At 70.1% G+C, this 13,890-nt stretch carries 11 protein-coding genes; 1 reads left to right on the top strand and 10 read right to left on the bottom strand.

The window, feature by feature from the left end; genetic code table 11:
* Nucleotide 1: 1 nt before the first annotated feature.
* The 6 genes from P0R32_RS05685 to P0R32_RS05660 form a co-directional block, all read right to left on the bottom strand.
* A complete protein-coding gene (locus P0R32_RS05685; RefSeq protein WP_390218715.1) occupies nucleotides 2–1,138 on the bottom strand; it encodes an ABC transporter permease in 1,137 nt (378 codons plus the stop codon).
* The gene (locus P0R32_RS05680; RefSeq protein ID WP_276238983.1) at nucleotides 1,135–2,397 is read right to left on the bottom strand and encodes an ABC transporter permease; all 1,263 of its coding nucleotides are present in this window, start codon (nucleotides 2,395–2,397) and stop codon (nucleotides 1,135–1,137) included. The genes P0R32_RS05685 and P0R32_RS05680 overlap by 4 nt, the downstream gene beginning before the upstream one ends.
* Nucleotides 2,390–4,051 (bottom strand): ABC transporter ATP-binding protein, encoded by a 1,662-nt coding sequence (locus tag P0R32_RS05675; RefSeq protein ID WP_276238982.1) that lies wholly within the window; start codon nucleotides 4,049–4,051, stop codon nucleotides 2,390–2,392. The genes P0R32_RS05680 and P0R32_RS05675 overlap by 8 nt, the downstream gene beginning before the upstream one ends.
* A gap of 178 nt (nucleotides 4,052–4,229) precedes the next feature.
* Nucleotides 4,230–5,372, bottom strand: a complete 1,143-nt coding sequence (locus P0R32_RS05670) for a BMP family lipoprotein (protein ID WP_276238981.1) — start codon at nucleotides 5,370–5,372, stop codon at nucleotides 4,230–4,232.
* 57 nt (nucleotides 5,373–5,429) lie between these two features.
* Nucleotides 5,430–6,797 (bottom strand): phosphohexomutase domain-containing protein, encoded by a 1,368-nt coding sequence (locus P0R32_RS05665; protein ID WP_276238980.1) that lies wholly within the window; start codon nucleotides 6,795–6,797, stop codon nucleotides 5,430–5,432.
* Nucleotides 6,798–6,963: 166 nt separating this feature from the next.
* Nucleotides 6,964–7,836 carry a DMT family transporter gene (locus P0R32_RS05660; protein ID WP_276239363.1) on the bottom strand — a complete coding sequence of 291 codons (873 nt, stop codon included), beginning with the start codon at nucleotides 7,834–7,836 and terminating at the stop codon, nucleotides 6,964–6,966.
* A gap of 222 nt (nucleotides 7,837–8,058) precedes the next feature.
* On the opposite strand from P0R32_RS05660, the gene P0R32_RS05655 reads away from it, so the two are divergent.
* Nucleotides 8,059–8,343: an acylphosphatase gene (locus tag P0R32_RS05655; RefSeq protein WP_276238979.1), complete on the top strand. Its 285-nt coding sequence runs from the start codon at nucleotides 8,059–8,061 to the stop codon at nucleotides 8,341–8,343.
* 21 nt (nucleotides 8,344–8,364) lie between these two features.
* Here the strand turns inward: P0R32_RS05655 and P0R32_RS05650 are convergent, their stop codons facing one another.
* The 4 genes from P0R32_RS05650 to P0R32_RS05635 form a co-directional block, all read right to left on the bottom strand.
* A complete protein-coding gene (locus P0R32_RS05650; protein ID WP_276238978.1) occupies nucleotides 8,365–10,935 on the bottom strand; it encodes an efflux RND transporter permease subunit in 2,571 nt (856 codons plus the stop codon).
* Complete coding sequence (locus tag P0R32_RS05645) at nucleotides 10,932–12,482, bottom strand: COG1361 S-layer family protein (RefSeq protein ID WP_276238977.1); 1,551 nt, start codon at nucleotides 12,480–12,482, stop codon at nucleotides 10,932–10,934. The genes P0R32_RS05650 and P0R32_RS05645 overlap by 4 nt, the downstream gene beginning before the upstream one ends.
* Nucleotides 12,483–12,555: 73 nt before the next feature.
* Entirely contained in the window at nucleotides 12,556–13,278 is a 723-nt protein-coding gene (locus P0R32_RS05640; protein WP_276238976.1) for a DICT sensory domain-containing protein, read from the bottom strand.
* 107 nt (nucleotides 13,279–13,385) lie between these two features.
* A complete protein-coding gene (locus P0R32_RS05635; protein ID WP_276239362.1) occupies nucleotides 13,386–13,826 on the bottom strand; it encodes a DUF7960 family protein in 441 nt (146 codons plus the stop codon).
* Nucleotides 13,827–13,890: the final 64 nt, after the last annotated feature.

The raw sequence follows: 13,890 nt of genomic DNA, 5'->3' as shown, positions 1-13,890 counted from the left end.
GCTACTCCTCACCCGACTCGTAGTACTCCCCGGCCGCCTCCGGGATGCGCGTCCGACCGAACAGCGCCAGCACGACGATGACCGACACGTACGGGATGGTGCGCACGAGCGACTGCGGGATGGCGAGCACGTCCTGGCCCTGCAGCGAGAACTGCAGCGCGTCCAGTCCGGCGAACAGCATCGTCGACAGCAGTGCGCCGATCGGGTTGTAGTTCCCGAGCAGGTAGGTGACGATGGCGATGAACCCCTTCCCGTTCACCATCGTCGGCCCGTTGCCGACGAACTGGCCGAGCGACAGCGACAGCGCCGCGCCGCCGATGCCCGCGAGGACGCCCGACAGCAGCACCGCCGCGTAGCGCACGCGCGTCACGTCGACGCCGGCGGTGTCGAGCGCCTTCGGGTTCTCCCCGGAGGCGCGCACCCAGCGACCGAAGGAGGTGCGGTTCAGCGTCCACCACGACGCGCCGACGGCGACGAACATCAGGTACACCATCGGCGACGCCTCGAACAGCGCCCCGAAGAACGGGAGTTCGCCCAGCGCCGCCAGCGCGTCGACGACGACCGTCGAGAGCACCGGGATACCGGTGTCGGCCAGCAGCTGCTGGATGTCGGGGAACGTCGCGCCCGCGGAGGCGTTCTTCGAGCCGAACACGACCTGCGAGGCGAACGGCGCGAGCCCGAGCGCGATGAGCCAGATGGCCAGTCCCGCGATGATCTGGTCGGCGCGGAACTCGATGCAGACGACCGCGAACAGCGCCGCCAGCAGCGTCGAGGCGACGACGCCGCCGAGGACGCCGAGCCACACCGACCCGGTGACGGAGGTGGCGTACACCCCGGCGAACGCCGAGATGATGAGCAGCCCCTCCAGCCCGATGTTGATGACGCCCGACTTCTCGGCGAAGATGCCGCCCAGCGCGGCGAACGCGATGGGCACTGACAGGCGCAGCGCCGCGCCGAGCGTCGACTTCGAGAACAGCAGTTCGAGGACGGCCACGACGGTGTCGCCCGAGCCGGCCGCTGCGAGTGCGCCGACGGCGAGCAGCGCCGCCAGCACCGTCCCGACCGCGACCGTCGTGCGCGTCCCGAGGGCGTCGACGCGGTCGCCGACCGCCTCCGGAATCGAGGAGGGAGCGCTCACGCGTCCTCACCTCCGTCGGTCGCGACGGCGTCACGACTCCCCCCGAACCGGTCGCGCACGTCGACGCGCTTGCCGATCATCCGGAAGAACTCCGGCATCGCCACGAACAGGACGATGAGCCCGCGGAGGACGCCCACCAACTGCGGCGGCACGTCCGTGCTCACGTCGACGACGATGGACCCGGACTTGAGGACGCCGAACAGCAGCGCGGCGGCGATGGCGCCGACCGGGTTGTTGCCCGCGAGGATGGAGACGGTGATGCCGTCGAAGCCGTAGTCGGGCACGCCCGTCTGGAAGTTGCCGGCGATGGTGAGGACGTACACCGCGCCACCGAGGCCGGCGAGCGCGCCCGACAGCGCCATCGAGGAGACGACCGTGCGTGCGGCGTCGACGCCGCCGTACTCGGCGGCGTCCGGCTGGATGCCGCTCGTCCGGATGTCGTAGCCGAACGCCGTCCGCTGGAGCAGGTACGCGATTCCGAGCGCGACGACGACCGCCAGCACGAGCGCGATCATCGACGCGTCCGTCCGGCCCGGGAACAGCGGCTGCGGGAACAGCGCGTAATCCGGGAGCCGCCGGGTCTGGTTGGCGAAGCTCTCGGGGTCCTTGAACGGGCCGCCCGCGAGGTACAGCGCCACCGAGGTGGCGACGAAGTTGAGCATGATCGTCGTGATCACCTCGTTGGCGTCGGCGTACGCCTTCAGCGCGCCCGGGATAGCGCCGTACAGGCCACCCACGAACGCGCCGACCGCGAGGCCGAAGGTGACGAGCACGACGGTGCCGACGACGCCCGAGAGGGCGCCCGCGACGGCGTACGTCGCCAGCGCGCTCGCGAGCGCGCCGAACACGAGTTGGCCCTGTCCGCCGATGTTGAACACGCCCGCTTTGAACGCCACCGCGACGGCGACGCCCGTGAACACCAGCACCGTCGTCTCGGAGATGGTGGTGGCGAACTGCCCGTTGAGCGGGTTCGCGAGGAAGTCGCCGAACGCGCCGAGGAACAAGCTGTCGTACACGAGCACCGGGTCGTAACAGAAGCCGACGCCGAACAGCGTGTACGCCGCCGTGTCACAGGAGGTCATCCGCCCCGCCACGAGGATGAGGAGGAAGCCGACCACCATCGACAACACGAGCGCAGACCCAGAGATGAGGAGCCGTTCGGTCGCGCTGGCGGACACGAGGCGGTCGAGCGCGTCGAACGCGCGGTCGCGCGGCGACGGCGTCGACGCCGGGTCGCTCCCGTCGCCAGCGTCAGTCATCGGCCACCTCCGCGTCCGCGTCGTCGGTCGGCGGCGTCTCCACCGCCTCTCCGGAGCCGGCCCCGTCGCGGGCGCCCGGCGTCGGCGCGCGCGGAACGTCCTCGGGCTCCTCGCCGGCCATCAGCAGGCCGAGCTGTTCTTCGGTCACCTCGTCGGGGTCGACCACGTCGACGACGCGCCCGCGGTACATCACCGCGAGGCGGTCGGACAGCCCGCGCACCTCGTCGAGCTTCGAGGAGACGAGCAGCACCGCTCGTCCCTCGTCGCGCAGGTCGATGAGCCGGTCGTGGATGAACTCCGTCGACCCGATGTCGACGCCGCGCGTCGGGTGCGAGGCGACGATGCAGGAGGGGTCGCGGGCGAACTCCCGGCCGACGATGAACTTCTGCTGGTTGCCGCCCGACAGCGACTTCGCCTCGGCGCTCGCGTCCGGTGGGCGAACGTCGTACTCTTCGATGATGTCGACCGCGTGGTCGTCGGCGTACGACCAGTCGAGGCGGCCGTTGTGTGCGAACGGGACGTCGTGTTGGGAGCCGAGCACGCCGTTCTCGGTGAGGTCGAAGTCCATCACGAGCCCGCGCTCCTGGCGGTCCTCGGGGATGTACGCCATGCCCGCGCGGGTGCGCTCGCGACGAGACGCGCGGGTCACGTCCCGGCCCTCCAGTGCGACGCTGCCGGCGGTCGGTCGGCGGAGTCCGGTGATCACCTCGACCAACTCGGACTGACCGTTGCCGTCGACGCCGGCGATGCCGAACACCTCGCCCTCGCGGACGGTGAACGACACGTCGTCGACCGCGGTGACGCCGCGCTCGTCGTCGGCGCTCACGCCAGACACTGTCAGCGTCTCGTCGCCCGGGTTCGCGGGGGGCGTCTCCGTCTCCAGCATCACCTCGCGACCGACCATCAGCTCGGCCAGCTCCTCGCGGGTCGTGCCCGCCGTCTCCACGCTGCCGACGTTCTTCCCGTCGCGCAGGACGGTCACCTCGTCGGCGGCCTCCAGCGCCTCGCCCAACTTGTGCGTGATGAAGATGACCGTCTTCCCCGCGTCGGTCAGCTCCTCCAGCACCTCGAACAGGTCTTCGACCTCCTGGGGCGTGAGCACGGCCGTCGGCTCGTCGAGGATGAGGATCTCTGCGCCCCGGTACAGCGCTTTCAGAATCTCGACGCGCTGTTGGACGCCGACGCCGATGTCTTCGATCGTCGCCTCCGGCTCCACGTCGAAGCCGTAGCGCTCGGACAGTTCGATCACGTCCTCGCGAGCCGCCTCGCGGTCCACGGCGAGGCCGCCCCACTTGCGCGGCTCGTTCCCGAGGGTGATGTTCTCGGCGACGGTCATCGGGTCGACCAGCATGAAGTGCTGGTGGATCATCCCGACGCCGGCGTCGATAGCGTCGCGCGGGGAGTCGAAACGACGCGGGGGGTCCGCAATCGCGCCGTCGTCGTCGTAACTTAGTCCGTCCCCGTCGACGTACACGTCGCCCTCTGTGGGCTCGTACAGCCCGTAGAGGACGTTCATCAGCGTGGTCTTGCCGGCACCGTTCTCGCCGAGCAGGGCGTGGACCGTCCCCCGCTCGACCGAGAGGGTGACGTCGTCGTTGGCGACGACGCCGGGGAAGCGCTTCGTGATCCCGTCGAGGCGGACGGCCTCCGTCATGTCGGCGGGTGTTTCGGCGGGTGCGGGATAAACGGCGCGTTTCGTCCGACCGACGCCTCAGAAAACACGACTGTCAGGGGGAGCTACCACTGGCTCACGGACGAAGCGCGAACAAAGAGGTGTGGATCGTGTGACGAGACGGCTGCCGGCGACATCGCGTCGCCGAGGGGTCGCCCGCTCAGATCTCGCTCGGGTCCTGCGGGACGGTGATCTCGCCGTTGATGATCGCCTCGGCGGAGGCGTCGACCTCCGACTTCACGTCGTCGGGGATCTCACTGCCCAGTTCGGAGCCGTACACGTTGGCGACACCCTCCTCGGCCAGGCCGAGGCTGGTCGCCGTGCCGCCCTCGAAGCTGCCCTCGACGGTCGCCTGCGCGGCGTTGTAGACGGCGGTGTCGACGCGCTTGACCATCGACGCGAGGATCACGTCCGCGTAGTCCGTCGTGACGGACTGGTCGCGGTCGACGCCGATGGCGAACTTGCCCTCCTCGCGGGCGGCCTGGAACACGCCGATGCCGGTGTTCCCCGCCGCGTGGTAGACGACGTCCGCGCCGGAGCTGTACATCGAGCTCGCGGCCTCGCGGCCCGCGGACGGCTCGGAGAAGGAGCCGGTGTACGTCGATTGGACCTCGATGTCGGCGTTCGCGGCCTGCGCGCCCGCGATGAAGCCGGCCTCGAACTTCTTGATGAGCGTCCCCTCGACGCCGCCGACGAAGCCGACGTTCGCGGTGTCGCTGGCGGTCGACGACTCGCCCGCGGAGAACGACTGGCTCGTGAGCAGGCCGGCCAGTTGGCCGACGAGGTACGAGCCCTCGTGCTCCTTGAACGTGTACGAGCGGACGTTGTCGGCGTCGACGACGCTGTCGACGATCATGAAGTCCTGCTCGGGGTACTCGGGCGCGGTCTGGGAGAGCGCGTCAGCCTGCAGGAAGCCGATACACGACACGAGGTCGTAGTCGGGGTCGGTCGACTGGGCGTACTGCTGCTGGTACGTCGAGAACTGCGACACCGAGTCCGGCTCGGACTCGTCGAAGGAGATGTCGAACTCCTCGGCGGCCTGCTGGATCCCGGTCTGCGCCTGGTCGTTGAACGAGCCGTCGCCCAGCCCGCCGGTCGCGTACACCATCCCGATGTTGGTCGTCTCCGAGCCCGAGGCCTCGGTCGCGGTGTCGTCGGCCGCAGGGGTCGACGCCTCAGTGTCCTCGGAGCCGCCGTCGCTGCCACCGGACTCGGGGCCGCCGGTACAGCCTGCGAGGCCGACGAGGCCAGCCGCACCGACACCCTTCACGAACTTCCGCCGATCGAACCGGTCTGTGTCCATGTGCGCAAGCCCGGAGCTGAGACGTTTAAAATCGTCGTAATCCGCCGGACAAGCTCCTTACGACTCAGTGACAGCACTCACGGCAGACTCGACGACGGCGGCGACTTCGTCGACGAACGGATCGACGTCGTCGTGTTCGGCGTACACGCGGACGTACGGCTCGGTGCCCGAGGGGCGCACGAGCGTCCACGAGGCGTCCGGGAACGTGAGCCGCACGCCGTACTCGGGGTCGACCTCGGCGTCGGGGAACGCCGCCGGCAGCGACTCACCGAGTCGCTCCATCACGGCGGGCTTGGCGTCGTCGGGGCAGTCGACGCTCACCTTCCGGTACGGGCGCTCGGTGACGGGTGCGCGCAGGCCGCCGAGTCCCTCGTCGGCGACGAGGCGGGTCAACACCGCGGCGCTGACGACGGCGTCGATCCAGTCGCCGAAGCCGGTGTGGACGTGCTTCCACGGCTCGGCCGCGAACACCACGTCGCCCCCGCCCGCGCGGGCGGCAGCGATGCCGTCGTGGAGGTAGCCGAGCGCGACGCGCTCGACGCGTCCGCCCGCCGCCTCGACGCGCTCGTCGATCCGACCGGAGGCGTTGGGCGTCGTGACGACGACGGGGTCGTCGGCGTCGCTCGTCGCGACGTACCGCTCGGCGAGGATGGCGAGCACGGTGTCCTCGTGGACGACCTCGCCGTCGCCGTCGACGACGACGATGCGGTCGGCGTCGCCGTCGTGACCGATGCCGAAGTCGGCACCGCCCTCGCGGACGAACTCGCGGAGGTCCGTCAGCGACTCCGGCGTCGGCTTCGACTCGCGGCCGGGGAAGTGGCCGTCGACGGTCGCGTTGAGCGTCACCACGTCGGCACCCACCTCCCGGAGCACCTGCGGGGTCGCCAACGCGGCCATCCCGTTGCCGCAGTCGACGGCGACGCGCAGGTCCTCGGGGTCCGCGCCGAAGCCGCGAGCGTAGTCGACGACGGCCGCACGATAGGCGTCGAGCACCTCCTCGTCGGCGCCGTCGCCCCACTCGTCCCAGTCGGTCGGAGCGGCGCCGGCGGCGACGGCCTCCTCGATGGCAGTCTCGGCGGCTTCGCCGTACTCGACGCCGTCGACGAACGCCTTCACGCCGTTGTCGGTCGGCGGGTTGTGCGAAGCGGTGAGCATGACGCCGCGGCGACCGCGCGAGGCGAACGCCAGCGCGGGCGTCGGCACCTGACCGATGCGGCGCACGGTCGCGCCCGCCGACTCCAGTCCAGCCTCGGCAGCCGCCGCCAGCGCCGGTCCGGTGACGCGACCGTCGCGACCGACGACGAACTCCCGGTCGCCGGCCTCGCGGGCGTGAGCGCCGAGCGCGCGGGCCACGTCGAGGACGAGCCCCGGCGTGACGCGCTCGGTCACGTCGCCGCGGATGCCGGCGGTTCCGAACAGGTCCATACTCGACCGTCCGGGTGCGCGCCCAAGACTCCCCCGGTCGGCGGCGGCGACCGGGAGTTGAAGTGCGATGACGGGGGCACCGTCGCCGATGCGGTGACCACCGCCCCGGCGCGCTCGCGGGTGCACGACGACACGCGCCGGGAGGAGTCCAGTTCGTCGTCGTCTGTCAGCCCTCAGTCGAACGCTCGGCGCCGGAGCCAGTCGCCGTGTCGGCGGCGGCACGACCGGTGCTCACCGTCCAGATGCCGACGGCCATCACCACGCCGCCCACGAGGAACCACGGGCCGACTGCCTCGCCCAGCAGCGCCGCCCCCAGCGCCGCCCCGACGAGCGGTTGCGCGAAGAAGAACACCGACACGGTGCCCGCCGACACCGTCTCCAACCCCTTGTACCAGAGGTACCAGGCGGCCGCGGTCGACCCGAGACCGAGGTACGCCACCGCCGCCAGTGCGCCCGGCGTCGTCAGCGCCCCCAGCGGCGGCGCTCGAACCGCCACCTCCACCGCCGACAGGAGTGCCAACACCGGGAGCGACGCCAGCGAGGAGTACGTCGCCGCCGTCAACGCCGAGTACTTCCTGACGACCGGTACGCCCCAGACGGTGTAGCCGGCCCACGCGACGCTCGCGAGGACGAGCGCGCCGACGCCGGCCGCGTTGGCGACCGCGAGGCTCCCGAGGTCGTACTGCCCTGCGAGCACAACGAGCGTGCCGACGCCGGCGAGGCCGACGCCGACCACCGTCCGACGGGTGACCGTCTCCCCGAGCACCCACGCGCCGAGCGCGACGGTGAACACCGGCGTGAGGACGGTGAGCAGCGATCCCTGACTCGCGTTCGTCCACTCCGTGCCGAGGAACTGGGTCGCGATGGTGAGCGCGACCCACCCGCCGAGCACGGCGAACCGGCGGTAGTCCGCCCGGTCGACCGTGACGCCGCGAGCGCGGACCACCGCGTACAGCGCGGCGGCGCCGACCGCGACGCGCAGGAACCCCAAGGTGAGCGGCGGCACTCGCGCGAACCCCCACTTGCTCACGACGTACATCCCGCCCCAGATGGCCGCCGCGAGCAGCGGCGCCACCGCGTAGCCGTAGCGCTGGGCCGCTCCGTCTGCGGTCACGGGCGGCCCCTCGTTCGCCCGCTACGGCTGGTTCGCGATTGCATCGTTGTCCACGGGTGGCCGGCGAGGAGGAAAAGCCCGCGGTGGCGGCTCGGTCGACGACTCGCCGCCGGCGGCTTTTCGGGTGTCCGCGCCGAACGGGCGCTCATGAGCGACGACGAGCGAGTTCACGCACACGTGTTCGTCTCCGGGCGCGTGCAGGGCGTCTTCTACCGAGCGACCACCCGCGACACCGCCCGCGAGCGGGGCGTCGACGGCTGGGTCAAAAACCTCGACGACGGGCGCGTGGAGGCCGTCTTCGAGGGGCGGCGCGACGCGGTCGAAGGGATGGTCGAGTGGTGTCACACGGGCAGTCCGAGCGCAGTCGTCGAGGACGTCGCGGTCGAGTACGGCGACCCCGAGGGCCTGACGGGGTTCACCGTCCGTCGGTAGGCGCGCCACCGTCGGGCGGCGTCAGTCGCCGCGCGTCGGTTCCGGTCCGGCCGGGTCGTTCGCGCCTCCGGCGTCGCTCCCGCCGCCGAGGAACGGGATCGACAGCCCCGTCTTCGCCTCCACGGGGCGGTCGGGGTCGTGGCCTTCGAGGCGGTCCCAGACAACCAACGCCGAGGGGAGCACCAGCATCGACGTGGCGAACGAGTAGAGGATCGACAAGGCGGTGAGCACACCGAACTGGCCGAGGATGCTGAGCACCGCGAGCATCAACACCCCGATGCCGGTCGTCGTGGTGAGCATGCTGCCCAGCAGTGCGCCGCCGGTCCCCCGGACGGTCCGCTCCAAGGCGGTGATCAGGTCGTGTTCGGTCCGCTCGTCGACGAAGCGGTGGACGACGTGGACCGAGTAGTCGATCCCGAGCCCGATCGTGAGCGACAGGATCGTCGCGGTGAACGCGTTGAACGCGATTCCCGCGAGCCGCATCGTCGCCGCGACGAGCGCGACCGACGCTACGATCGGGACCGTGTTCACCAGCCCCAGCGAGGGGCGGCCCTCCAGCACACCGTAGATGACGAGCAGGAACACGACCGTCAGCGCCAGTGCCACCGCGAGGCTCTGCACCGCGGAGGTGAAGATGAGGTCCGACACCGCCGCGAACACCACCGTGCTCCCGGTGGCGACGGCGATACCGCTGGTCGCGCGGTAGCGCTCGGCGACGGCGCGACCGTCGGCGGTCACCTCGTTTTGGCTGGCGTCGGCCTGCGCCGAGTAGACGACCTGCGTGCTCCGTCGGTCCTCGGCGAGGTACTGGAGTGCCTGGTCGCGCGAGGACGACGACAGCAGGTAGTCGTACACCTCTCCGAGGTTGTCGTCGGGGATCCCGTTGGCGTTGCGGTCGTTGCGGTTCACGAGTCGGCGGAACTCGGGGTCGCTCGCCGCGCGCTGGCGGATCACCGTGATGATGCTCTGCTCTTGGGCGTGGCCGTCCTCGCTGACGAACGAACTGGGGGGACTCTCACCCATGCGATGGATCTCCTCGAGTCTGGTCGGTTCCTCCATGTCCCCCTCGACGTAGATGGTCACCGACCCGCCCTGGCTCGCGGTGAACTTCTCTTCGAGGAAGTTGAGCGTCCCGACGGCGGAGTAGTCGCCCGGCGCGAACGGTTCTGGCAGCGACTCCAGGTAGTCCGGCGTCTCCTCGGGCGGGAGGAAGTCCTCCTGCGAGAACGAGGTGGAGATGCCCGCGGCGTAGCCGCCGGAGGCGACCGTGAGCACGACCATTAGCGCGAGGAACACTCGCGGCCCGCGCTCGCCGATCCAGACGCCGACGCGGAGCACGTCCGCGAGTCCGCTCCCTTCGGCGCCCAGCGGCTTCTGCGAGAACGTGGGGATCGGCAGCGCCTCGCGGTTGCGGTCGATGAGCACCTTCGCGGCCGGGAGGAAGATCCCGAACAGCAGGAACGTGAACAGGATGCCCGCCGCCGCGACCAGTCCGAACTCGCGGATCGGCGCGAGCGCGGAGGTGAGGTTCGCGAGGAATCCGATCACGGTCGTCCCGGTGACGATGAAGAACGCCACGACGAGCTGCCGGACCGCGAGGTTCATCGCCTCGTCGATGCCGAGCCCCTCCGCGCGGTCCTCGCGGTAGCGGTTCACCGCGTGGATCCCGAAGTCGATGCCGACCGCGAGCAGCAGCGGCGGCACCGCGATCATCATCTGGCTGAACGGGATCCCGGCCAGCCCGAGGAAGCCGAACGTCCACACGACCGCCAACAGTAGGGTGAACGACCCGAGGAACAGGTCGAGCAGGTCGCGGTAGGCGACCACGAGGAAGCCCGCGATGAGGATCACCGCGGCGGGCGTGACGATGATCAGCGAGTCCGTGATCACCGTGGAGAACTCGTCGGAGATGATCCCGGAGCCGAAGACGGTGATGTCGCCGCCGACGGTGTCGACGACGCGCTGACTCCGTAGTTGGATGTCGGTCAGCGGGCTCGACCCGGACTGCCCAGCGGCCGCACCGCCGCCGCCGGCGCCGGGGATCTGGTGGCTGACGACGCCGATCGCCGCGGAGGCGGACGCCGACTCGGCGTTGAAGTCGTCAGAGACGCCGCCGGTGAACGCGGGGTTGTCGGCGTTCGCCCGGACCGCCTCGTCGACCTCCGAGGGCGTCGCCTGTTCGAGCGCGCGGATCTGCGCGTCGGTCGTCGTCGCGGTCGGGTCGATCGTTCGCGCGACCGTCGCCGCCGGCGAGGAGACGCCGACGACGCGTAAGCCGTCGGTGTCTTGGAGTCGCGACTGCGCCTCCAGCATCCGGATCATCGCCGGCTTCGACAGCACGTTCCGGTTGCGCTGGACGAGCTGTGTCGACCCGCTGTCGGTCGTGAACGACGGGCCGAACTCGCGCTGGATGTCGGACAGCGCCTGCTCGGCCGGGATGCCGGAGGTGAACTGCTCGGTCCCCGCGGACGTGGAGACGTTCGCCAGGCCGCCGGCGAACAGCACCGTCACCAGCAGGAACGCCACGACGATCCGGCCGGGACGCTCGGTGATCTCGGTCGCGATCTGACCGACGATCCGCCCGTCGCTCATCTGTTGCGCCTGACGATGACGCCCCCGATCAGTCCGACGACGACGACTGCGACGACGCCGACGAGGCCGAGCGGGATGCCGCCGCCGCTGGCGGCGGTCGCGCGGATGGGCACGCGGTAGGTGTCGGAGATGAGCGTGTCACCCTCGCTCGTCTCGTAGCGGAAGTCGACGCTCGCGGGGTACTTCTTGCCGACGATGGCGGAACCGGCCATCGACAGGTCGAACGTCACCTCCTTCGTCTCGCCGGGTTCGAGCACGTCGATGAACCCCTCGTCGTCGCTGGAGGACAGCGGCGCGTCGAGGAACAGCTTCGCCGAGACTTCGCGCACGGTCGTCTCGCGGTTGTTCGTCACCTCGAGCGTGAGCGTCCCGCTGCTGCCAGACTCGAAGCTCCCGTTGACGACGCTGACGGCGAACTCGTCACGCTCTTCGGCGACGGTCGCCGGCGCGTCGATTGGGTCGCCGGTCTGCTGGGTGCCATCTGGGTCGCGGTACTGCACGCGCAGCGTGAACTGGCGTGGGCCGGCCTCCGCGGCGTCGGACACTTCGATGTCGAAGGCGAACTCGGCGGACTCACCCGGCGCGAGCGAGCCGACGGCCACCTCCGGTTCCAACGGCGAGACGTTGGGGTTGGTCGTCTCGAACAGCACGACCGCGTTCGTCACGGTCTGTTCGCCAGTGTTCGTCACCGTTCCGGTGAGTTGTCCCTCCTCGCCGACGCGGAGGGTGCTCTCCAGTCCCTCGACGCCGAACGTCTGCTCGGGGATCGGCAGGACGCCGAACGACAGCGGCCGGGAGGTCGCGGAGGCGCCCTCCACGGTCTCGTACTCGACGGTCGCGTCGACGGCGTACTCGCGGGTCTCAGCGGACGACGACAGCGTCGCGTCGACGCTCACCGTCGCGGTCTCGTTGGGCGCGAGCGTGCCGACGAACCGGCGCGCACTCGCCGACTGCCCGAACGTGAGATCCGAGTTCCCGGACTGGAACGCGACCACGGCGTTGGACGCCTGCTCTTCACCCACGTTCCGGATGGTCACGTCGACCGGGCCGGAACCGCCAACGGGCGCCGCAGAGTCGACGGACTCGACGGCGAACCGCGCGCGCTCTTGGACGCGGACGGTGGCGTACACGGTCTGGGTGACGACCTCGTCGCGGTCGTCCTCGTCGCGGTACTCGACGACGATGGGGACGCGGTGGGTCCCACCGGCGATGGAGGCCGCCACGTCGATCTGGACAGTAACCGCGCGCGTGGCGCCGTTACCCATCCGACCGACCTCGCGAGTGCCCGAGAGCACCTCGATCCCGTCGGTGTCGCCGACGGTCGCGCGGACGTCGTACGCCGGCTCGACGGTCTCGTCGTAGTCGGCTGCGTCGTTCGTGAGTTCGACCGTCAGCTGTTGGGTCGTTCCTGGCTGTACGACCGGTTCGGGCACGTCCGCCTCGAACCGCGGATCCTCAACCGCCGCGGCGACGCCGACGAAGCCGGGGCCGACCAGTGACAGGCAGAGTACTGCCGCGATAACGCTCGCGCTGAAACGGTGTGACATCGGTGTTGTCTAACCGTTCAGTCAGCCACGCATATAACCTGTCGGAAACCGTCGGAAACCCACCGGTAGGTTGTCAGTTAGCTGAAAGTACGTACTGTTCGGTCAAGTGATCGAGCACACGCCCGACGATCGCAGGGTCGTACGTCCAGAAGCCGTAGAACCGTCGTCCGTCGGTGTCACCGCGCTCTTCGGCGAGGAGCGCGCACGCGTCGTTGGGGTTGCCGCCGCCGTCGTAGACGACGAACCACGACTCGGCGATCTCTCGGGAGTCCACCTGGTGGATCGTGACGCCTTCGATCTCCGGGTGGTCGTCGCTCGGTGCGCAGTACGTGTGGATGTCGAGGTGTTTGGTGGCGAGGTCCTCGTACACCCCCTTCTGCGCGCGGATGGCGCCGACGCGCTGGAACCCCGCGTGGAGTTCGCCCGTCCCCGCGCGCCACGCGCGGTCTTCCATCTCCCGCGTCGCGGCCATCATCTGCGGGATGTCGTAGGAGGTGAACGTGGCGCCGTCGAGGTGTTCGAGGATCGGGGCGAACGCGCCCTGTTCGCCCGGCGCCGCCGTCAGGTCACCGTCGAGGTGCCGCAGGTCGACCGCCGCGAGCACCTCGTCGTCGTGTTCGTCCGACAGCACGACGTAGCCCGAGAGCCCGCTGTCGGTGCTGCCGACCTCGACGCGAACCGCCTGCGAGGCGAAGTACTCGCGCAGCTCCTCGACGACCGCCTCGTCGGGGGGATCGAACACCGTCAACCGCTTCTCGCGGTCCTCGACGGACGCGATGACTGCGCGCAACGACATCTTCTCTCAGCGGCGCTACATCGGGGAGGGGGATAAGCCTATCACCGTCGTGGTCCGGGCGTGCCACTTCGCGCGCACACGCACCGCGAGGCGTCGGGACGACGGCGTCAGGCGGACGCGACGCCCAACTCCGTCAGCGAGTCCACGACCACCCGCGCCTCGACCACGTCGCGCTGTTCGGTCATCGGGTCGTCGACGTTCGACAGCGTCTCGTCGGCGGCCGCGAGCAGTCGTTCCTCCAGTTCCGTCTGGTCCGGTTCCTCCCGGGTGGCGTTCAACAGCGCCTCGAAGTCCTCCCGGAGGTGGAAGGAGGCGCGCGCGACGTTGCACCGCGACAGCGGGTTCATCCCGAGGTTCACCACGAGGTCCACCACGGTCTCCCAGTCGGACTCACAGAAGTGGATGGACACCTCGCCCACGATGTCGCGCCACGCGATGGGGTCGGAGTGCTTCATCAACTGGACCGCCCGTGGTGGGATGTCGATCCGGGCCACCGTGTCCGGCGAGTCGCACAGGCAACACGGCTGTTCGGTCCGCCCCGTGTACATGGTCGGATCGAGGGGTCGAGCGGCCATACCTCCGTCGCTCCCGGTGGTTCGTCCCCGTCGGTTG

Source organism: Halobaculum marinum (assembly GCF_029338555.1).
Lineage (GTDB): Archaea > Halobacteriota > Halobacteria > Halobacteriales > Haloferacaceae > Halobaculum > Halobaculum marinum.
Note: the sequence above shows the minus strand (reverse complement) of the source record. Positions and strands in the feature narration are given on the sequence as shown.